Consider the following 19,715-nt stretch of genomic DNA (forward strand, 5'->3'; position numbering starts at 1 on the left):
AAGGGGTGGCCGGGGGCACCGGCCGCCCCCGGCCGCGCCCCTCAGCTCCCGCGGACCCCCACGAACCGCACCCGGGTTCCCGGGCGGGCCTGGGCGGCCGCGTCCAGCGGCGGGCCCTGCGGCACGACTCCGACCACCGGATAGCCGCCGGTCACCGGATGATCGGCCAGGAACACCACCGGCAGGCCGTCCGGCGGGACCTGGACCGCCCCGAGCACCATGCCCTCGCTCGGCAGCTCCCCCGCCCGGCCGCGGGCCAGCGGGGGTCCGGCCTCGGTGCGCAGGCCGATCCGGTTCGACGCCGCCGACACCCGGTAGGCCGAAGCCAGCAGTGCCGTCAGGGACGCCGCCGTGAACCAGTCGGCCCTCGGCCCCCACCGCAGCGGCAGGACCAGTTCGGCCGGCGGTCCCGGCACCCGCAGGGCGTCCGCCCCGCGGACGGGATCCGGCCCGGGGGCGCCCACCGGGAGCACCGTCCCGGCCGTCAGGACCGGCGGGCCCAGCCCCGACAGCAGGTCCGTCGAACGGCTGCCCAGCACCGGCGGGACGGCGAACCCTCCCCGCACCGCGACGTAGCAGCGCAGCCCCGGCTCCGCCCGGCCGACGTCCAGCTCCGCACCCGCGCGCAGCCGCAGCGGCGCACCCCAGGCCGCCGGGCGCCCGGAGATCCGTACGGCGCAGGGAGCGCCCGTCACCGCGACCGTCACCGGGGTCAGGGCGCGCAGGGCGACCCCGTCGAGGGTGGTCTCCAGGACCGCCGCGCCGGGCGGGTTGCCCAGCAGCCGGTTGGCCAGGGCGCGCGCCCCCGAGTCGAGGGCGCCGGACCGGGGCACCCCGAGGTGGGCGTACCCGGGGCGGCCGAGGTCCTGGACGGTGGTCAGCGCCCCCGGCCGCAGCACCAGGAGCCCGCTCACGCCCCCGCCTCCGTGAACCGCACCCGTACCCCGGGCGCGAAGAGCGCCGCCGGTTCCCGCGCGGGGTCCCACAGGACCGCGTCGGCCGAACCGATCAGCTGCCAGCCGCCGGGGGAGGAGCGGGGGTAGACGCCCGCGTACTCCCCGGCCAGCGCGAGCGAGCCCGCCGGGACGGCCGTGCGGGGCGTGGCGCGCCGGGGCAGGTGCAGGTGCCCGGGCAGTCCGGTGAGGTAGCCGAAGCCGGGTGCGAACCCGCAGAACGCCACCCGGAAGACGATCCCGCCGACCACCTCCGCGACCTCGCCCGGCGCCACCCCCCAGGCGGCGGCGACCTCCGCCAGGTCGGGGCCGTCGTAGCGGACCGGGACGGTGACCAGGGGCCCCTCGGTCTCCGCCAGCGGCGGCACCTCCCAGCGGGCGATGCGCGCGGCCAGCGGCCCGGGCTCCCGTACGCCGTCCAGCAGCACGGTCCGGGCGGCGGGCACCACCTCCCGCACGCCGTCCAGCTCGCCCGCGTCCCGGCGGCGCAGCACCTCGGCGTGCAGCGCGGCCACCTCGGCGGCCGATCCCACCTCGATCAGCAGCCCCTCGGCCCCCACCGGGAGCACGCGCACCGTCATGCGAACGCCTCCACCCGCACCCCGGCGCCGCCCAGGGCCGCGCGGACCCTGCGGGCCAGCTCCGCGGCCCCGGGGGTGTCGCCGTGCAGGCACAGGGAGCGGGCGGCCACCGCCACCGGAGCGCCGTCGGCGGCCGTGACGGCGCCCTCGGCGGCCATCCGGACGGCCCGTGCGACCACCGCGTCCGGGTCGTGGAGCACCGCGCCCGGCTCGCCGCGCGGGAGCAGCGTCCCGAGGGCCGTGTAGGCGCGGTCGGCGAAGGCCTCCGGTACGGCCTCCAGTCCGGCCTCCTCGGCGGCGGCCAGCAGCAGCGACCCGGGCAGGCCGAGCACCGGCAGGCCCGCGGCCCCGGCGGCGAGGCGGACCCCGGCGACGACCGCGCCGGCCTGGCCCGCGTCGTGGACGGTGCGGTTGTACAGGGCGCCGTGCGGTTTCACGTAGGACACCCGGGAGCCGGCCGCCCGCGCGAAGACCTCCAGCGCCCCGATCTGGTAGGCCACCTCGTCCGCCAGCTCGCCGGGCGGCACGTCCATCGCCCGCCGCCCGAAGCCCGCCAGGTCGCGGTAGGAGACCTGCGCGCCGATCCGTACGCCCCGCTCGGCGGCCAGCTCACAGACCCGGCGCATGATCGACGGATCGCCCGCGTGGAACCCGCAGGCCACGTTGGCGCTCGTCACCACCGACAGCAGGGCCTCGTCGTCGGTCAGCGTCCACCTCCCGAAGCCCTCGCCGAGGTCGGCGTTGAGGTCGATCGCGGCCGCGGGGGATGTGATCATGGAAGCCATGCGGCGAGCGTAGAACAGCGCACCCCCGGCGTTCCACGGTGCCGGGGACGATCCGGCCGAACCATGCCGTTTGGGATGTTGTCCGTTCCACCGCCTAGTCTTTCCGTCGTGACTCTCCCCGCCCCGGCGAAGACCCTTCCGTCCCCGGCGCCGGGCCCGGCCGCCGACGAGGGCCTGGCCCGGCGGCTGCGCGCCCTCGCCTGCACCGCCCCGCTCCACGACCTCGACGTGCGCAAGGCCAATCTGGCCGGCGAGTACGGGGTCTACGCGATGGCGGAGGTCGCGCTGTCCGCGATCGACCTGGTCACCCTCAACATGGACTTCGACACGGGCGCGGACCACGAGCAGATAGTGGCCAGGCTGCTGCCGCGCGTCGCCGCCCAGGCGCCGTCCCGCCCGGCGGCCGAGCACGAGCGCGTCGCCCGCTGGGTGCTGGAGAACCTGATCAACGTCGGCAGCGTCGACCGCGGCTTCCGCGCGATCTACGGCACCTTCGGCCCCGACGGGGTCTACGTCCGCCGCGACTACGACTTCAAGCTGATCGAGGAGGTCCCCGGCTACGGCGGCGCGGTGTACCTGCGGACCACGGACGAGGCGGTCAACGTCCTGGTCGGCGCCCTCGACACCGATGTCACCAGCGCGCAGATCGCCGCCGAGGTCAAGCTGGAGGTGCTGATCAGCCGCGGCCGTCTCGCCGACGCCCAGCTGGCCGCCGAGCAGGCCCGCTACCGCACCGTCCAGTACGCGGAGACCCTGCGCCGCACGCTCGACGCGACGCGGCGCAACGTCCGCGCCGTGGACTGGCTCCAGGCCGTCCCCGACATGATCGCCGAGGCCCTCGACCACGTGGCCGACCGCTACCGCCACGAGAACGCGATCCTCACCAACATCCGCAAGGCCCGCGACGAGGCCGAGGACCCCGACAACAAGCGGCGCGCCGCCGAGCTGGTCGACATCGTCAAGGACTGCATCCGCCGCCACACCCAGCTCCAGTCCCGGCTGCTGGACGCCGGCCCGCTGTTCCGCGCCGAGCAGGACCGGCAGGCGTTCGCCGCCCCCGCGCCCCGGTCGGGGATCGACCTGTACGGCCAGCTCGTGGCCCCGCTGCTGCCCCTGCCCCTCGAACACGCCGTCCGGGTCACCGACGCCTTCTTCGCGGCGGGCACCGGCCTGCGCACGCCCGTCTCCGTCCGGGTCGCCGACCTCGTCGAGATCCTGCTGACCCCGCCCCTGGAGCGGGAGCACCTCGGCGTGGAGATGCCGGAGCCCGACCTCATCGCGACCCCGGACGACAGCCGCTTCAGCGAGGAGCAGCTCGCCGCCGCGACCCGGCTCCTGGACCTCCCGCACGACGCCCCGCGCCGCCTGTCCGGGCTCCTGGCCGAGGCCCGCCGCGGCGACCCGGACCTGCCGTACCTGGTGGCGCTGCTGGCCGTGCACGCGGCGAGCCCGGCCGTGGGCACGGCGTACCGGCAGGGCGAGGAGCGGCTGCTGTTCGCCGTGGACGACGGAACACAGCTGGAGGACCCGGAGTTCGGGGGCGCCGACCTGATCGTCGGCACCGCCCTGCTGGACGCCGCCGGCATGGCGGCGGCCCGCTCGGAGGCGTCATGACCGCCCGCCCCGGGCCGCACCCCGGCCCGGCCGGCCCCGCGACGGTGCCGGCCCCGCACGGGGGAACGCCCCCCGCGGCCACCGCACCACCCCGACCCCACCGCACCGCCGAGGAGACCCACCCGTGAGCGACCACCACGCCGAGCACCCCGCGTGGACCGAGCCCGACGCGGCGTCGGCTCCCGCCCCGGCCGTCTCCTCCGGGGCCCTCACCCCCGCCGACGCCGCGGACGCGGCCCGCCTCGTCGCCTTCGGACTCCAGCCGAAGCTGCTCCCCGCCCGCGACGCCGAGTACGCGGAACTGCTGCGCCGCTACCGCGAGGACCCCGGCTTCGGCCGCCTCGCCGACGCCGTCGCCACCGGGCTGGGCCTCGTCGTCCTGGATGTGTCCCCGCGCGCCGGCATGGCCGTCACCGCCGGGGAGGACTCCGTCTTCGCCGTCCGCATGGGCGACTACGCCCGCCGCACCGCCGCCGACGGCGGGGACCGCTTCCTCCACGGCCTCGCCCACCTCGCCGTCGCCGCCCTCGCCTTCCCGCGCCCCGAGGACCTGGCCGACGACGGCTACATCGGCCGCGTCACCGTCAACGGGGTCGACTCCTTCGTCCGGCAGACCTGCCGCCGCCTGGAGGAGCGCGCCGCGGAGCTCGGCGAGAACACCGACCCGGCCTCCGACACCCCCGGCCTGGAGGCCGCCTGGCGCGTCTACACCCGCCGCAGCGCCACCGGAGCCACCAAGGACGCCCGCCGCCTCGCCGGTTCCACCACCGGCATCGTCGGCAAGGCCGCCGCCTTCCTCACCGAATCGGGCTTCCTCCAGCGCACCGGCGACGATTCCGGCGGCACCTACCGCACCACCCCCCGCTACCAGCTCCAGGTCCGCGACATGGCGGGCAGCGCGGCCATGGCCGAGCTCCTGGAACTCGGCGTGGTCCCCGTCAGCGACGGCTCCGCCAGCCTCCTGCCGCCGCCCGAGGGCGACGACCTGGAACTCGCGGCCGACGCCGGGCTCCCCTTCCACGCCTGAGTCCTGATCCCCGTACGCCCCGCCTCACCCAGACACCACGAGAGTCCGCCGCCATGTACGAGCTGTCCCGGATCCGCCTCTACTCCATCGGGCCCGCCGGCGCGCGCTACGCCGACACCGTGCTCGACCTGCGCGGAGTCGGCGAGCCGGTGCCCCACCCGGCTCCCGCGCAGGCGGAGTTCTTCGAGGACGAGCCCACCGGACCGCCCCGCCGCCCCGCACCCGCCGGCGTGCTGTTCCTGGAGAACGGCGGCGGCAAGTCCGTCCTGCTCAAGCTGATCTTCTCGGTGATGCTGCCCGGCCACCGCAACACCCTCGGCGGCGCCAGCTCCGGCGTCCTGCGCAAGTTCCTGCTCGCCGACGACTGCGGCCACGTCGCCCTGGAGTGGCAGCACACCCAGACCGGCGAGTGCGTCGTCGTCGGCAAGGCCAGCGAATGGCGCGGCCGCCAGGTGTCCAACGACCCCCGCAAGTTCGCCGAGGCCTGGTACTCCTTCCGCCCCGGCCCGGGCCTGAGCCTGGACAACCTGCCCGTCGCCGAGGCCACCTCCGTACGCCCGCCCGTCGAGGGCGTCTCCGGCGCCCGGGGCCGCCGACGCACGATGAAGGGCTTCCGCGACGCCCTCACCGACGCCGGCAAGGCGTACCCGCACCTCGACGTGTACTGGGAGGAGATCCACGACCGCTGGAACGAGCACCTCACCGAGGTCGGCCTCGACCCCGAACTCTTCCGCTACCAGCGCGAGATGAACGCCGACGAGGGCGAGGCCGCCGGCCTCTTCGCGGTCAAGAAGGACTCCGATTTCACCGACCTGCTGCTGCGGGCCGTCACCGACACCCGCGACACGGACGGCCTCGCCGACCTGGTCCACGGCTTCGGCAACAAGCTGGGCCGCCGCGCCGAGCTGATGGCCGAACGCGACTTCACCGCGGGCTCCGTGGACCTGCTCACCCGCATCGTCGAGGCCGCCGCGACCCGCTCCCGGCTCCGCGACGTCCACGCGGGCGCCGAACGCCGTACGCGCACCCTCGCCCGGCGCCTGTCCGCCCGCGCCGCCGGGGAACGGGTCCGCGCCGCCGACCTCGCCCAGCGGGTCACCGGCGCCGCCCACGAGGTCACCGCCGCCGAGTCCGCGCGCACCCGCAGCGCCGCCGTCGCCGCCGAACTCGCCTACCGGCACGCCTCGCTGGCCCTGACCGTCGCCGACAAGGCCGCCGCCGCCCAGCGCCGCGAGCTCCTCGAAGCCCGCACCCTGCACTCCGCCTGGCAGGCCGCCGAAACCGTCCTGCGCCACCGCGCCGCCGCCGACCGCTCCACCCGGGTCGCCGCCGCGATCCTGGAAGCCGAACGGGACGCCGCCCCGGCGCTCGCCGCCCGCGCCACGGCCGCCGCCGCCCTGGTACGCGCCCTGCACACCGCCGCCGAGCACGGCGAGCGCGCCGCCAACGAGGAGGAGGAGCGTTCCGCCGAGCTCCAGACCCTCGGCGAGGGCGCCCACCGCGACGCCACCTCCGCCGCGACGGCCGCCCAGCGCGCCCGCAGCGAGGCCGAACACCTGCGGGCCCGCCTCGCCGAGGTCCAGCAGGAGACCGCCGAGGCCGTCCGGGCCGGCTGGCTCGACGACTCCGCGCCCGACGCCGACCCGGCGCGCGCCGCCCTCGCCGCCAGCGACGCCGAGAAGACCGCGGTCGCCGCCTGGGACGAGGCCCGGGACGCCGCCCACGGCGCGGCCGACGCCGCCCGCGAAGCCGCCGCCGCCGAATCCCGCGCCGAACTCACCGCCGCCCGGGCCGCGGACGCCGCCGACGCGGCCGAAGCCGCCCACGAGGCGGAGTCCCGCGCCGCCGCCTCCCTCGCGGCCTCGCCCCGCCTGGCCGCCCTGCTGGGCCTGCCGTCCGCCCCGGACGCCTCCGTCCCCCCGCCGCGCACCGGCGACTCCACCGGCGCCGTCGCGGCCGTCGCCGGACACGCCGCCGCGGGCACGGAACGCCGTACGCAGGGCGGGGACTCCGGCAGCGGCGCTCCGGCAGCCGCCCCCGGCGCCCACCCCGGCCGCACGGCGGCCCCCGGCGGGCTCACCACCGCCGACCTCGACCGGGGCTCCGACGAACTGCTCCGGATGCTGGCCGACACCGTCGGCTCGGCCGAACGCCAGCTGTTCGAGCTGCGCACGGCCGCCGCCGACGACTCCCGCATCCTCGGCGCGCTCGGCGACGGCGGCCTCCTGCCGCCCGGCCCCGACGTCCTCGCCACCGTCGAGTACCTCGGCGAGCACGGCATCCCCGCCCTCCCCGGCTGGCGCTACCTCGCCCAGTCCGTGGACCCCGCCGACCACGCGGCCGTCCTCGCCGCCCGCCCCGAACTCGTCGACGGCGTCGTCATCACCGACCCCGACACGCACTCCCGCGCCCGCGAGGTCCTCACCGGCGCCGCCCTGCTGCCCCGCTCCACCGTGGCCGTCGGCACCGCCGCGGCCCTGCTCGCCCCCGTCCCGCCGGCCTCCGGCGCCCCCGGCGACACCGGCGTCTTCCTCGTGCCGCCGAACCCGGCCATGCACGACGAGCACGCCGCCGACGAGGAACGCCAGGCCCTGCGCGAGCGCGCCACCGCCCGCGACACCGAGATCCGCGAGCTCGCCGCCCGCCTCTCCGGGGACCGCGAGCTCGCGGCCCGCCTCACCTCCTGGCGCACCGGCTGCCCGCCCGGCCGGCTCGCCGAGCTCGCGCAGCAGGCCGCCGCCGCCCGGACGTTCGCCGAGGAAGCCGACGCCGAACTCGCGGAGGCCCGTACCGTACGCGCCGAGGCCGACGAGGCGGCCGCCGACGCCGCGCGCGTGCGCGACGAGCGCCAGGACACCGCCCAGCGCGCCCGCCGCACGGCCGACCTGCTCTCCGGCCTCGCCCACCGCCTGCGCGAGCGCTCCGGCTGGCAGGCCCGCCTGCGCGTACTCGCCGACGAGGCCGCCGAGTCCGAAGCCCGCGCCGAGGTCTGCCTGGACCGGGCCCGCTCCGCCGACGAGGACCGCCGCGCCGCCCAGCGCGCCGCCGACGACGCCCGCCGCACCGCCCGCGCGCTGCGCGCCGAGCGCGCCGAGATCGCCGGTGCCCCCGAACCCCTGCCCGAGGAGCGGCCCGACGCCCCGAAGGTCCCGCTGCCCGAACTCCGCGAGGCCTACCGCGCCGCCTCCCGCCTGTACGAGAAGGTCGGCGTGGGCGCCGACCTGCGGGCCGAACAGGCCCGCGCCGAAAGCGACGAGAGCGCCGCACTCGCCGAACTCGACCGCCTCACCAACAAGGTCCGCACCCGCGCCGCCCAGCTCCTCGAAGGGACCGACGGCGCCGACGGCCCCTCCCGGCAGGCCGCGGCCGCCCGCGCCGAGGCCCTCGTACAGATGCTGGAGACGCGCGCGTCCACCGCGAGCGAGCAGCTCGGCCGGCTGCGCGGCGAGGCCGAACGGCACGCCCCCGCCGACGGCGAGGCCCACACCGAGCTGCCCGAGGAACTGGTGCCGGCCGACGTCGAACAGGCCCAGGGCCTGCTCCGCACCGCGACCGCCCAGCTCGCCGCCCACAGCGCCGCCGTCGAGAGCGCCCGCGCCGCCCACGCGGACCTGCTGCGCTCCCACCGCGCCGCCGAGGACGGCGCCGGCGGCTTCGACGAGACCGCCGCCCTGCTGCGGGACCTCCTGCGCGACCACACCCACCCGGACGACGAGCAGGAACCCGTGCCCCACCCGGGCACCCTGGAGGAGGCCCGGCAGTCCGCCGCCGAAGCCCGCCGCTCCCTGCGCGCCTGCTCCGCGGACCTGTCGGCCGCCGAGGCCGCCGTCCGCGAGGCGAGCGACGTCCTCGTCCGCCACGCAAACGCCAACCGCTACGAGCAGGTGCGCACCCCCGCCCGCCAGCAGATCCGCGAACTGCCCGCCTCCGCCCTGCCGGAGCACGCCGCCGCCTGGGCCACCGCCTTCGCGCCCCGGCTGCGCGTCCTCACCGACGAACTCGCCCAGCTGGAACGCAACCGGGACAGCATCGTCGACCGCCTGCGCGGCCTCGTGGAGTCCGCCCTGGCGACCCTGCGCTCCGCGCAGCGCCTCTCCCAGCTGCCCGAGGGCCTGGGGGAGTGGTCCGGCCAGGAGTTCCTGCGGATCCGCTTCGAGGAACCCGACCAGGCCGTCCTCACCGAACGCCTCGGCGAGGTCATCGACGAGGCCACCCGCGCCGCCGTCAAGAAGAACAGCACCGCCTCCTTCGGCGAGGGCGGCCGCCGCGACGGCATGTCCCTGCTGCTGCGCGGCGTCCAGGCGGCGCTGGAGCCCAAGGGCATCGCCGTGGAGATCCTCAAGCCGGACGCGGTCCTGCGCGCCGAGCGGGTCCCCGTCGGCCAGATGGGCGACGTGTTCTCCGGCGGCCAGCTGCTCACCGCCGCGATCGCCCTGTACTGCACGATGGCGGCGCTGCGCAGCAACGACCGCGGCCGCGACAAGCACCGCCACGCGGGCACGCTGTTCCTCGACAACCCCATCGGGCGGGCGAACGCCACGTACCTGCTGGAGCTCCAGCGGGCCGTCTCCGACGCCCTCGGCGTCCAGCTGCTCTACACCACGGGCCTCTTCGACACCACGGCCCTGGCCGAGTTCCCGCTGGTCATCCGGCTGCGCAACGACGCCGACCTGAGGGCGGGCCTGAAGTACATCAGCGTCGAGGAACACCTGCGCCCGGGCCTGCCCCAGCAGTCCCCGGACGAGGAGACGATCCACGGCGAGATCACGGCGACCCGCATGTTCCGCCGCAGCGGCACGTCCTGACGCCCGGGACGCCCTGCCGCCCGGGCCCGTCCCCGCCTACCGCGTACGCGGTACGGGGGCCGGGCCCCGGGCCTCGCCCCAGCCCCGCCCGGGGGAGGCCGCGCTGCTCGGCTCCGAGAGCACGCCGTGCCGCTGGTGCCACATCTGCCGGGTGATCCACACGTCCAGCACGGCCCAGGTGGCCACGACGGTCCCGGCTATCCCGCAGAGCACCATCGGGAAGGCCAGCCAGGAGCCGGTCAGCGCGAGGAAGAAGGTGATCGTGGCCTCGGTCAGGGTGACCGCCACGATCAGCACCGCCCGCACCGCGGAGTCGCGCACCGGATCCGGCATCCGGTGGCGCCGCGCCGGTTCCTCCAGCCACAGGCCCCGACCGGGCGCCTCGGTCGCCGCGCCGTCCTCTTCGTACATCCTCATGGTCCGCCCACTCCCCACCGCGCGGTCCGCCAAGCCTGCTCTCACGCCTGCCCGCCCCACACGCGTCCACACGCCTCCACACGTCCTGTCAGACGTACGGGGCATCCCGGAGATTCCCGCATCCCGGACACGCCCGCGGCCGCCCACCGACCCGGAACGAAGAATTCCAGCCATCCGTTCGGGGAACGGTACCGACACCCCACCGAGTGTCATCTGCCACATAACGGGCCGGACTTGACCGGAACTAACGGACAACTCGTGATCTTCGCAAGGGGGTCGGGCCGAAAACGTCCGGACACGCCTTCGAAGCCGCCCCCCGTCAGTAGTAGGCTCACGCCGTTTAAATGACGGAACACCGACCTCCGGCAACGGGGTTGAGCTGGGGGAGGCTGGGGAGGCCATGCGCTTTCGCGGGAAGTCCATCCGCCGGAAGATCGTGGCGTTGCTCCTGGTGCCGCTCGTCTCCCTGACCGCCCTCTGGGGCTTCGCGACGGTCATCACCGGCCGGCAGGCCGTACAGCTGCTCGACGTCGCGTACGTGATCGAGAAGGTCGGCTACCCCATCGAGGACGTCGTCCGGGTCATCCAGAAGGAGCGCCGCCAGACCCTCGTCGTCATCGGCGACCCCCGCGCCTCCGCCGCCACCACAGAACTCGCCAAGAGCCGCACGGCCACCGACGAGATGATCCGCCAGATCGCCCGGAACGCCGCGGACCCCGAGGTCCTCGACGAGCTCAGCCCGCAGACCGCGGGCCGCCTGCGCTCGATCCTGGAGGCCTTCCAGGGCGTCGAGGCGCTGCGCCACAACGTCGACCGGGCCGGCCTCGACCCTGGCCAGGCCCTGGAGCTGTACAGCCGGCTCGTCGACCCCTGCTACGAGTTCCTGATGAACCTCCACGCCCTCGAAAACGTGGAGATGGACAAGCAGGGCCGCGCCCTCGTCGGCATCACCCGCGCCCGCGAGACCCTCTCCCGGGAGGACGCGGTCATCGCCTCCGCGCTCGCCGCCCGCAACATCGGCGCCGCGGACGTCCGGCGGGTCTCCGACTTCGCCGCGAACCGCGCCCTGCTGTACGAGTTCAACCTCGCGATCCTCCCGGCCGACGACCGGGCCCTGTTCGAGCAGTACTGGAACGGCCCCGAGACCAAGGCGCTGCGTGACGCGGAGGAACGGTTCATCACCGGCGGGGCCGTCAAGCCCCCGCGCACCCTCACCGCCGCCCAGTGGGACGAGGCCGCCGTCAAGGTCCTCGACGACCTCGCCCGGATGGGCACCGGAGCCGGCGACCGCTACCAGAAGCGCGTCGAACCCGTCGCCATGGGCGTCCTGGTCCAGGCCGCCGTCGCCGGCGTCCTCGGCTTCATCGCCCTGATAGTCTCCCTCGTCCTGTCCGTCCGCATCGGCCGCGACCTCATCCGCGACCTGTCCCGGCTCCGCAAGGACGCCCACGAGGCGTCCGGCGTGCGCCTGCCCAGCGTCATGCGCCGCCTCGCGGCCGGCGAGACCGTGGACGTCGAGACCGAGGCGCCCCGGCTGGAGTTCGAGAAGGACGAGGTCGGCCAGGTCGCGCTGGCCCTCAACTCCCTCCAGCGGGCCGCCGTCGAGGCCGCCGTCAAGCAGGCCGAACTGCGCCGCGGCGTCTCCGACGTGTTCGTGAACCTGGCCCGCCGCAACCAGGTGCTCCTGCACCGGCAGCTGACCCTCCTCGACACGATGGAACGGCGCACCGAGGACACCGAGGAACTCGCCGACCTGTTCCGCCTCGACCACATGACCACCCGCATGCGCCGCCACGCCGAGGGCCTGGTGATCCTCTCCGGCGCCGCGCCCTCCCGCCAGTGGCGCAAGCCCGTGCAGCTGATGGACGTCGTCCGCGCCGCGGTGGCCGAGGTCGAGGACTACGAACGCATCGAGGTACGCCGCCTGCCGCGACTGGGCATCGAAGGCCCGGCCGTCGCCGACGTCACCCACCTCGTCGCCGAACTCCTGGAGAACGCCACGGTGTTCTCGCCCCCGCACACGGCCGTCCAGGTCCACGGCGAACGCGTCGCCAACGGCTTCACCCTGGAGATCCACGACCGCGGCCTCGGCATGAACCCCGAGGCCCTCCTCGACGCGAACCTCCGGCTCGCCGAGACCCCCGAGTTCGAGCTCTCCGACACCGACCGGCTCGGCCTGTTCGTGGTCAGCCGGCTGGCCCGCCGCCACGGCGTCAAGGTCGTCCTCCAGCCCAGCCCGTACGGGGGCACCACCGCGGTGGTCTTCCTCCCGGCCGAGCTCCTCACCGAGGCCCCCGACACCAACGGCACCGGCATCCGCCTGGGCGGACTCGGGGGAGTGGGCGGCGGCAAGACCCCCAAGGGCGTCAAGGGCGGCCCCGTCGCCAAGAGCGCCCCGCGCCCCGGCCCCCTGGCCGTCGAACGCGCGGCCCCGGCCCGCCCGCTGCCCGCCGGCGTGCTGAACGGCCCCGTCGAGCTGGAGGGCCCCCTCGGCGTGCTCGGACTGGACGCCCTCGACGGCCCCGGCGCCGCCGACGACCTGGCCGGGTTCACCGGAGCCGGAGCCGGGGCCGCGGCCGGCGCCCACCCTCCGATGGCCACCCTCGACGACGAAACCCCGCCCGGGGGCATCCCCCGCAGCGCCCTGCTGGGGCTCCGCTCGGCGGACCGCCCCCACGGCGACCGGCACCCCGACCGGGGCTCCGCCTGGAAGGGCGACCGGATCGGCGACCGCGGCGCCGACCGCCACCGCGACCGGGACCGCGCCGCCGACACGGACCCCGAGACCGAGCGGGGCCGCGCCCGCTCCCGGGGCGCCGCCCGCGACCGCGAGCCGGTGTCACCCACCGGCCCGGTCCGGCTGGAGCGCTCCCGTCCGGACACCGCGCGCCCCGATGGCCCCCGCGCCGGCGGAACCGTCCCGCTGCCCCGCCGCCGGCCCACCCCGACCCTGGTCGCCGACCACGGCCGCCGCGTGGAACCCCGCCCCGCCCCGGCGGCCCCCGCGGCCGGGACCGGCGCCGGACCCGGGGAAGGCCGTACGCAGCCCGCCGCGGGCCCCGGCGGCCTGCCCCGCCGGGTCCGCCAGGCCAACCTCGCGCCCCAGCTCAAGAACGGACCGTCCGCCGCCGCGGCCGAACCCACCACCGACCAGGTGACCGACCGCGACGCGGAAGACGTACGCACCCGCATGTCAGCCCTCCAGCGGGGCTGGACGGCGGGCCGCAACCAGCACGCGCGACAGCAGTCCGAGACCGGGGCAGGCACCCCCGCCGCCACCGGTCCCGCGCACGAGAACGAAGGGGACGGTCGATGACCGCACCGCAGACCGGCAACGACACCAGGGGCCGCGGCTCCGGCCCGCTCAACTGGCTCCTCGACGAGCTCGTCGACAAGGTCGGCAGCATCCGCAAGGCGGTCGTCCTCTCCGGCGACGGCCTGCCGACGGGCAGCTCCAAGGACCTCACCCGGGAGGACAGCGAGCACCTGGCCGCCGTCGCGTCCGGCTTCCACAGTCTGGCCAAGGGGGTCGGCCGGCACTTCGACTCCGGCCGGGTCCGCCAGACCGTCGTCGAGCTCGACGAGGCCTTCCTGTTCGTCATGGCCGCCGGCGACGGCAGCTGCCTGGCCGTCCTCGCCGACTCCGAATCCGACGTCGGCCAGGTCGCCTACGAGATGACCCTCATGGTCAAGCGCGTCGGCGACCACCTCGCGACCGCCCCGCGCACCGGACAGCCAGCCGGGGGGTGAGACGGACCGGATGAGCGATTCAGGACAGGACCACCCCACCGAAGCCCTGAGCACCCCCGGCACCGCGGGTGACCCCGACGCTCCGCCCGAGCCCGGCCACCCCCACTGGTTCGACGACGACGCGGGTCCCGTCGTCCGTCCCTACGCCATGACCAGGGGCCGGACCAGTCACGCCGGCCAGCACCGCCTCGACCTGATCGCGCTCGTCGTCGCCGAACCGGCGGCCGACGATCCGGTCTGGGACATGACCCTGTCCCCGGAACACGCCCACATCCTCGGGCTGTGCCGGGAACGCCCCCAGTCGGTCGCGGAACTCGCCGCGGAGCTGGACCTCGCCATCGGCGTCGTCCGGGTCCTGATCGGGGACCTCGCCGACGAGGAACTGGTCCACGTGACCCGGCCGGTCCCCCCGGCCGAACTGCCCGACGAATCCATACTGCGTGAGGTGATCGATGGCCTTCGGGCGCTCTAGCCGCACCGGCGCGATGCATGCCGTGTCGCCGGTCGAGCCGCTGACCCTGAAGATATTGGTCGCGGGCGGTTTCGGGGTGGGCAAGACCACCCTGGTCAGTGCGGTGAGCGAGATCCGTCCCCTGCGCACGGAGGAACGCCTCTCCGAGCCGGGAGCCGTCGTGGACGACACGCGGGGAGTGGAGGGCAAGAGCACCACGACCGTGGCCATGGACTTCGGCCGCATCACCCTGCGCGAGGACCTCGTGCTGTACCTCTTCGGCACGCCCGGACAGGACCGCTTCTGGTTCCTGTGGGACGAGCTGGCCCAGGGCTCGCTCGGCGCCGTGGTCCTCGTCGACACCCGTCGGCTCGCCGACTGCTTCGCGGCCATCGACTACTTCGAGCGGCGCGGCATCCCCTTCGTCGTCGCGGTCAACTGCTTCGACGGCGCCGCCCGCCACCCGGTGGTCACCGTCCGCGAGGCCCTCGACCTCGACGCGGGCGTCCCGGTGCTGCTCTGCGACGCCCGTGACCGGGAGTCCGTCAAGGACGTGCTGGTCGGGGTCGTGGAACACGCCATGTCACTCGCCCGGGAACGCCGCCGCAGCCTGTCGGCGGGGGCCTGACGGCAGGGGCCCGACGGGCCCGCCCCGCAGCGCGCGGGACGCCCGCGCCGGGCGCCCGGCATGGAGGCGGCCCGTACCCCCGCCGACTGGGGTACGGGCCGCAGCTCTCATGGGGGGACCTGGGAGTCCCGGTCGCGGCGCGGGACCGTGGGGAGAGTGTGAACCTGCCGTCCGGGGCCGTCAAGCGTTCGGACAACACCCCCAGTTCACGGCCCCCGGCAGGGTCTCACCGCACGGCCACGACGGCCGACCCGTGGCCGAACAGCCCCTGGTTCGCGGTGATTCCGGCCCGGGCGCCCGGCACCTGCCGTGCCCCGGCCGTCCCGCGCAGCTGCCACGTCAGCTCGCACACCTGGGCGATCGCCTGCGCCGGCACCGCCTCCCCGAAGGAGGCCAGCCCGCCGCTCGGGTTCACCGGCAGCCGCCCGCCGAGGGCCGTCACCCCGTCCCGTACGAGTGCGGCCCCCTCGCCCTCACCGCACAGTCCGATGTCCTCGTACCACTGCAACTCCAGTGCGGTGGACAGGTCGTACACCTCGGCGAGCGACAGGTCCCCCGGCCCGATCCCCGCCTCCTCGTAGGCGGCCCGCGCGATCGACGCCCGGAAGGAACCGCCCGACGGCGCCGCGGCCACCGCCGAATCGGTGGCGATGTCCGGCAGGTCCAGCACCGTGCGCGGATACGTGGGCGTCACCGTGGACACCGCCCGGATCCGCACCGGGTCGCCGGCCCCGTGCGCCCGGGCGAACTCCATGCTGCTCAGCACCAGCGCCGCGCCCCCGTCCGAGGTCGCGCAGATGTCCAGCAGCCGCAGCGGATCGGCCACCACCGCCGAGGCCGCCACCTCCTCGGGCGTCACCTCCTTGCGGTAGCGGGCGTTCGGGTTGAGCGCCCCGGCCGCCGCGTTCTTCACCTTGACCAGCGCGAAGTCCTTGCCGGTGTCCCCGTACAGGGCCATCCGGCGCCGCGCGTACAACGCGAAGTACGCCGGGTTCGTGGCCCCCAGCAGCCGGAACCGCAGCCAGTCCGGATCATCGGGCCGCTCGCCCCCGGCCGGGGCGAAGAACCCCTTGGGCGCGGCATCGGCCCCCACCACCAGCACCACGTCGGCCAGCCCGGCGAGGATCTGCGCCCGGGCCGCCCCGATCGCCTGGGCCCCGGACGCGCAGGCCGCGTACACGCTGGTCACCCGGGCGCCCTGCCAGCCGAGGGCCTGCGCGAACGTCGCCCCGGCCACGTAGCCCGGATATCCGGAGCGCACCGTGTCGGCGCCGACGACCGACTGGACGTCCGTCCACTCCAGGCCCGCGTCGGCGAGCGCCGCCAGGGCGGCGGCCCGCCCGTACTCGACGAAGCCGCGGCCCCACTTGCCCCACGGGTGCATGCCGGCTCCGAGCACGGCCACGTCCGCGCTCACCGCGCGCCCCCGACCGGCCGGAACCGCCAGGTCGTCCGGACGCCGTCCGCATCCTCGTACAGGACGCCGCACTCCACCTCGACCTCCATCCCGACCGCGAGGTCGGCCGGCGTCACCCCGGGCGCCGCCTGCCCGAGCACGACCATCCGCTCGGCCTCCAGCTCCACCGCCACCAGCGTGTACGGCTCCCAGGGCGCGTCGGGGTCGGACACGTAGGGCGCGGGCGGCCGGTACCGGCCGTCGGTGTAGGACCAGACGCGGCCGCGCGGGGACAGCGGCACCTCGGCGAGCTCGCCGCCGCCGGGACAGTGCGGGTTGCGGCAGTAGGCGTCCTCGCGCGGGAAGAACACCGCGGTACAGGCGGAACACCGGGTGCCGAGCAGGCGGAAGCCGCCCTCCCGGCCGCTGTCGGTGAACCATCCGCTCACGACGGGTGTGCGCGTGCGTTCCAAGGCCCCTCCCGGATCAGAGCTCTCCAATATCTGACGGATCGTCAGGAGTCTGTCACGGCAGGGCCCCGCGGTCACCGGTTCTCGGCGAGCCACTTCCGCGCGATCGCGTCCAGCTCCGCGTCCCGCCCCGCCAGCATCATGCGGATCATCCGCGCGTCCCCGCGCAGCGACCAGGCCGGATGCCCGAAGGAGGCCGGGTTGTTCCCCTCGATCAGGAAGTGCGCCGGCCACGCCGTGCCGTAGCCGATCAGCGGCAGCGCCGCCAGGTAGCGCCTCCGCCCCCGGGCCGCGCCGCACACCGTCAGCGCCAGTCCCGTCAGCGTCCCGCCCAGGTGCACCCAGCGGGTGGCGGCCCGCGCGTGCATGGCGACGTAGTAGGGCCAGAATTCCTCGTACGAACCGAAGGTCATGCCGGAACGCTACTCACGGCCGCCCCGCCGCGACAGACACCGGGACGTCGAAGAACGTGTCCGGGAAGGCCTCCGGCCGCAAGGTGAAGTGCCACCACTCCTCGGGCAGGTTCACGAACCCCTGCGCCCCCAGCACCCGCTTCAGCAGCCGCCGGTTCTCCCGCGCCTCCCCGGCCACCCGCGGATCGTCCGTGTGCGACAGGGACCCGAAGAAGTCGAAGGCGGTCCCCATGTCCAGCTCCCGCCTCCCCGGCAGCGCCACCACCGTCACGTCGACCGTACTCCCGCGGCTGTGCCCCGACTTCGCGGCGATGTACCCCTCCGGGATCAGCCGGGCCTTGTCGACCTCCGGGTAGTACTCGGCCTTCGTCGACTGGTCCGCCGGATCCCCGGCCCAGCGCACGAACCGGTCCACCGCCCGCTGGGGCCGGTAGCAGTCGTACACCTTCAGCGCGCGCCCGGACCTCAACAGCTCCCGCTGCGCCCGCCGCAGCGCCTCGGCCGCCGGCCGCGCCAGCAGACAGACGGGCTCCTCGTACCCGTCCACCACCGCCCCGGTGAAGTTCCGCGGCCCCGCGTACCGGATGTCCTCCACGATGCTCGGATCCACGTCCCGCAGCGCCACGAACCCCGGAAGCCGCTCCGCCCCGTGCGCCCCCGCCGTCCCCGGCACCACACCGGGAACCGCTTGCACCACCTGCAATGCCAGCACCGCCGCAACCACCCGCATCCTCATGCCCCTTGGCATACCATCGCCGCATGCAGGCACACCTGAGGGACTCGCACTGCTCCACCTGCGGAGCCCCGTTCGACACGTCGGCCTGGCCCCGGACGTGCACCGGCTGCGGAACGACCTCCTACCGCAACCCGCTCCCGGTCGCCGTGGCCCTCCTTCCCGTCGAGGACGCCTCCGGCACCGGCCTCGTCGTCATCACCCGCACCATCGAACCGGCCCTCGGCGGCGTCGCCCTGCCCGGCGGGTTCATGGACTTCGGCGAGGACTGGCGCGAGGCCGTCGCCCGCGAACTCCGCGAGGAGACCGGCATCGAGGCCCGGCCCTCCGAGGTGGCCCTCGCCGACGTCCTCAGCTCCGCGGGCGGCCACCTGCTCGTCTTCGGACTCCTCCCGCCGCGCCCCGTCGCCGCCCTCCCGCCGTCCACCGCCACCGACGAGACGACCGGCTGGCACGTCCTGCACACCCCCACCGAACTGGCCTTCCCCCTCCACACACAAGCCGCCGCCACCTGGTTCGCCGGCCAGTACACCTAGTGCCGTGACCGGCAAGGCCCGCCGGTTCGCGACGACCGGCACGGCACCTCTCCGCGTTGTCGGACAGGGGCGATACGTCCCGTACGAGCCGCGGCCCTCCGCCTGGAGACGCACCGCCCCGGACGCGGCGACCCGGTAAACCTTCCGGCCACGGCACCAGGTCGCCGGCGAATTCCTGTCTGCCGGGCGGGGTCCGGCACGCGTGCTCGCCGCGTTGTCGTCGGCCACACGCACCGGGTCCTAGGGCCGCGCCCTCCCGGGGGCTGGCACGGCTCGACGACGCTCCTCTGGCGGCCCCTTACTGATCCCGCCCCGCCGCGACGGCGAAGTACTTCCGGTACACCGGCGCTCCTCCGCCTCGTGCGGCACGGCCCCGGACGGCGCGGGATTCACCGACGGGATTCGCAGGAGACGGCTCGGCCCGACCGGGCCACCGCCGCCCGCCCGGCCGGCTGCCTGCCCGGGCCCTGCCCGGCCCGCACGGTCGCCGCGTAGCCGTCGGGCCCGCTGGACCTTGCCGTCCTGCCGGACTCCGCCGTCCCGCCGGACGCCGCTCGCCCGCCGGACCCCGTCGGCCCGCCAAGCCGGGCGGGGGGCCTGCGCCACGGCGACGACCGGCGCCGCTGGTCCAGGGCCCCGGAAGACCGGCCGGATACGGCCCGGCCGGCACGTCTCGCCCTACTGCCAGAGCTCCGCCAGTGCCCCCGCCATCGCCACCACCCCGACCGCGGTGCCCGCCGCCGCCGCGCCCCGGGACCACAGCGTCCCCACCGGAACCGGCCGCGCCCGCAGGTACGCCCCCACCAGCAGCGGCACCACCACCAGGGCCGCGGTCCCGGCCCACACCGCACCGAACCCCGGCTCCGGGTACCCCAGCCACCAGCACGCCAGCGCCGCCGCCGGCGCCGCACCCAGCACCGGGTCCGGCAAGGACCCGCCCGCAGGGTGCCGGACCACCAGCAGGGCCGCCCACACCGTCAACGCCTGCCAGAGCCCGACCACCTCGGCGCCCGGAGCGGCGTCGAACCACCGCGCCCGCCCCACCCGCCGCCACCTCCGCGCCACCGGCCGTACCGGGCTCGCCCAGACCATCCCCGGCCCCCTTCCCGCCCCTGTCCCGTCCCCCGCCCGCCCCCGCTCCGAACCACGCTCGGCC

General features: G+C 75.9%; 17 protein-coding genes. 8 read left to right on the forward strand and 9 right to left on the reverse strand.

Annotated elements, in window-relative coordinates:
* Positions 1-41 precede the first annotated feature (41 nt).
* Genes AC07B0_RS33425 through AC07B0_RS33435 form a run of 3 tightly spaced genes read right to left on the reverse strand, consistent with a single transcriptional unit; the run spans position 42 to position 2,310 of the window.
* A complete protein-coding gene (locus AC07B0_RS33425; protein WP_478899719.1) occupies positions 42-914 on the reverse strand; it encodes a 5-oxoprolinase subunit C family protein in 873 nt (290 codons plus the stop codon).
* A complete protein-coding gene (locus AC07B0_RS33430; RefSeq protein WP_478899720.1) occupies positions 911-1,534 on the reverse strand; it encodes a 5-oxoprolinase subunit B family protein in 624 nt (207 codons plus the stop codon). The genes AC07B0_RS33425 and AC07B0_RS33430 overlap by 4 nt, the downstream gene beginning before the upstream one ends.
* Positions 1,531-2,310, reverse strand: a complete 780-nt coding sequence (locus AC07B0_RS33435) for a LamB/YcsF family protein (RefSeq protein WP_478899733.1) — start codon at positions 2,308-2,310, stop codon at positions 1,531-1,533. Before AC07B0_RS33435 ends, AC07B0_RS33430 begins: the two co-directional genes overlap by 4 nt.
* 72 nt (positions 2,311-2,382) lie before the next feature.
* Between AC07B0_RS33435 and AC07B0_RS33440 the strand changes: the two genes are divergently transcribed.
* From AC07B0_RS33440 to AC07B0_RS33450, 3 genes are all read left to right on the forward strand, one after another.
* Complete coding sequence (locus AC07B0_RS33440; RefSeq protein WP_356876870.1) at positions 2,383-3,933, forward strand: hypothetical protein; 1,551 nt, start codon at positions 2,383-2,385, stop codon at positions 3,931-3,933.
* A gap of 124 nt (positions 3,934-4,057) precedes the next feature.
* Positions 4,058-4,960, forward strand: coding sequence for a hypothetical protein (locus AC07B0_RS33445; RefSeq protein ID WP_478899721.1), 903 nt, complete (start codon positions 4,058-4,060; stop codon positions 4,958-4,960).
* Positions 4,961-5,013: 53 nt separating this feature from the next.
* Entirely contained in the window at positions 5,014-9,765 is a 4,752-nt protein-coding gene (locus AC07B0_RS33450; RefSeq protein WP_478899723.1) for a hypothetical protein, read from the forward strand.
* Positions 9,766-9,801: 36 nt separating this feature from the next.
* On the opposite strand, the gene AC07B0_RS33455 is transcribed toward AC07B0_RS33450, so the two are convergent.
* The gene (locus AC07B0_RS33455) at positions 9,802-10,182 is read right to left on the reverse strand and encodes a hypothetical protein (protein ID WP_467298601.1); all 381 of its coding nucleotides are present in this window, start codon (positions 10,180-10,182) and stop codon (positions 9,802-9,804) included.
* 400 nt (positions 10,183-10,582) lie between these two features.
* Here AC07B0_RS33455 and AC07B0_RS33460 point away from each other — a divergent pair, with 400 nt between their 5' ends.
* Genes AC07B0_RS33460 through AC07B0_RS33475 form a run of 4 tightly spaced genes read left to right on the forward strand, consistent with a single transcriptional unit; the run spans position 10,583 to position 15,011 of the window.
* Positions 10,583-13,498: a sensor histidine kinase gene (locus tag AC07B0_RS33460; RefSeq protein WP_478899725.1), complete on the forward strand. Its 2,916-nt coding sequence runs from the start codon at positions 10,583-10,585 to the stop codon at positions 13,496-13,498.
* Positions 13,495-13,932, forward strand: coding sequence for a roadblock/LC7 domain-containing protein (locus AC07B0_RS33465; RefSeq protein WP_356876878.1), 438 nt, complete (start codon positions 13,495-13,497; stop codon positions 13,930-13,932). Before AC07B0_RS33460 ends, AC07B0_RS33465 begins: the two co-directional genes overlap by 4 nt.
* 10 nt (positions 13,933-13,942) lie before the next feature.
* On the forward strand, positions 13,943-14,404 hold the full coding sequence (locus tag AC07B0_RS33470) for a DUF742 domain-containing protein (RefSeq protein ID WP_356876880.1): 462 nt from the start codon (positions 13,943-13,945) through the stop codon (positions 14,402-14,404).
* Positions 14,385-15,011 (forward strand): GTP-binding protein, encoded by a 627-nt coding sequence (locus tag AC07B0_RS33475; RefSeq protein WP_467298606.1) that lies wholly within the window; start codon positions 14,385-14,387, stop codon positions 15,009-15,011. Before AC07B0_RS33470 ends, AC07B0_RS33475 begins: the two co-directional genes overlap by 20 nt.
* Before the next feature lie 226 nt (positions 15,012-15,237).
* Here AC07B0_RS33475 and AC07B0_RS33480 read toward each other — a convergent pair whose 3' ends face one another.
* The 4 genes from AC07B0_RS33480 to AC07B0_RS33495 form a co-directional block, all read right to left on the reverse strand.
* A complete protein-coding gene (locus AC07B0_RS33480) occupies positions 15,238-16,428 on the reverse strand; it encodes a lipid-transfer protein (RefSeq protein WP_356876882.1) in 1,191 nt (396 codons plus the stop codon).
* On the reverse strand, positions 16,425-16,880 hold the full coding sequence (locus AC07B0_RS33485) for a Zn-ribbon domain-containing OB-fold protein (RefSeq protein WP_469382126.1): 456 nt from the start codon (positions 16,878-16,880) through the stop codon (positions 16,425-16,427). The genes AC07B0_RS33480 and AC07B0_RS33485 overlap by 4 nt, the downstream gene beginning before the upstream one ends.
* 71 nt (positions 16,881-16,951) lie before the next feature.
* Entirely contained in the window at positions 16,952-17,290 is a 339-nt protein-coding gene (locus AC07B0_RS33490) for an Mpo1-like protein (RefSeq protein WP_478899728.1), read from the reverse strand.
* Positions 17,291-17,303: 13 nt separating this feature from the next.
* Complete coding sequence (locus AC07B0_RS33495) at positions 17,304-18,020, reverse strand: M15 family metallopeptidase (RefSeq protein WP_356876888.1); 717 nt, start codon at positions 18,018-18,020, stop codon at positions 17,304-17,306.
* Between the two features lie 29 nt (positions 18,021-18,049).
* Here AC07B0_RS33495 and AC07B0_RS33500 point away from each other — a divergent pair, with 29 nt between their 5' ends.
* The gene (locus AC07B0_RS33500; protein WP_469382129.1) at positions 18,050-18,559 is read left to right on the forward strand and encodes an NUDIX domain-containing protein; all 510 of its coding nucleotides are present in this window, start codon (positions 18,050-18,052) and stop codon (positions 18,557-18,559) included.
* A 678-nt stretch (positions 18,560-19,237) separates the two neighbouring features.
* Here AC07B0_RS33500 and AC07B0_RS33505 read toward each other — a convergent pair.
* Positions 19,238-19,603 (reverse strand): hypothetical protein, encoded by a 366-nt coding sequence (locus AC07B0_RS33505; protein ID WP_478899729.1) that lies wholly within the window; start codon positions 19,601-19,603, stop codon positions 19,238-19,240.
* Positions 19,604-19,715: the final 112 nt, after the last annotated feature.

It is taken from the genome of Streptomyces sp. NPDC044704, assembly GCF_056433525.1.

Bases quoted from the DNA above. Each gene is read 5' to 3' on its own strand.
- AC07B0_RS33430 (WP_478899720.1), bottom strand. From the start codon at position 1,534: ATGACGGTGCGCGTGCTCCCGGTGGGGGCCGAGGGGCTGCTGATCGAG.
- AC07B0_RS33435 (WP_478899733.1), bottom strand. From the start codon at position 2,310: ATGATCACATCCCCCGCGGCCGCGATCGACCTCAACGCCGACCTCGGC.
- AC07B0_RS33440 (WP_356876870.1), top strand. From the start codon at position 2,383: ATGCCGTTTGGGATGTTGTCCGTTCCACCGCCTAGTCTTTCCGTCGTG.
- AC07B0_RS33450 (WP_478899723.1), top strand. From the start codon at position 5,014: ATGTACGAGCTGTCCCGGATCCGCCTCTACTCCATCGGGCCCGCCGGC.
- AC07B0_RS33455 (WP_467298601.1), bottom strand. From the start codon at position 10,182: ATGAGGATGTACGAAGAGGACGGCGCGGCGACCGAGGCGCCCGGTCGG.
- AC07B0_RS33460 (WP_478899725.1), top strand. From the start codon at position 10,583: ATGCGCTTTCGCGGGAAGTCCATCCGCCGGAAGATCGTGGCGTTGCTC.
- AC07B0_RS33465 (WP_356876878.1), top strand. From the start codon at position 13,495: ATGACCGCACCGCAGACCGGCAACGACACCAGGGGCCGCGGCTCCGGC.
- AC07B0_RS33470 (WP_356876880.1), top strand. From the start codon at position 13,943: ATGAGCGATTCAGGACAGGACCACCCCACCGAAGCCCTGAGCACCCCC.
- AC07B0_RS33475 (WP_467298606.1), top strand. From the start codon at position 14,385: ATGGCCTTCGGGCGCTCTAGCCGCACCGGCGCGATGCATGCCGTGTCG.
- AC07B0_RS33490 (WP_478899728.1), bottom strand. From the start codon at position 17,290: ATGACCTTCGGTTCGTACGAGGAATTCTGGCCCTACTACGTCGCCATG.
- AC07B0_RS33495 (WP_356876888.1), bottom strand. From the start codon at position 18,020: ATGCGGGTGGTTGCGGCGGTGCTGGCATTGCAGGTGGTGCAAGCGGTT.
- AC07B0_RS33500 (WP_469382129.1), top strand. From the start codon at position 18,050: ATGCAGGCACACCTGAGGGACTCGCACTGCTCCACCTGCGGAGCCCCG.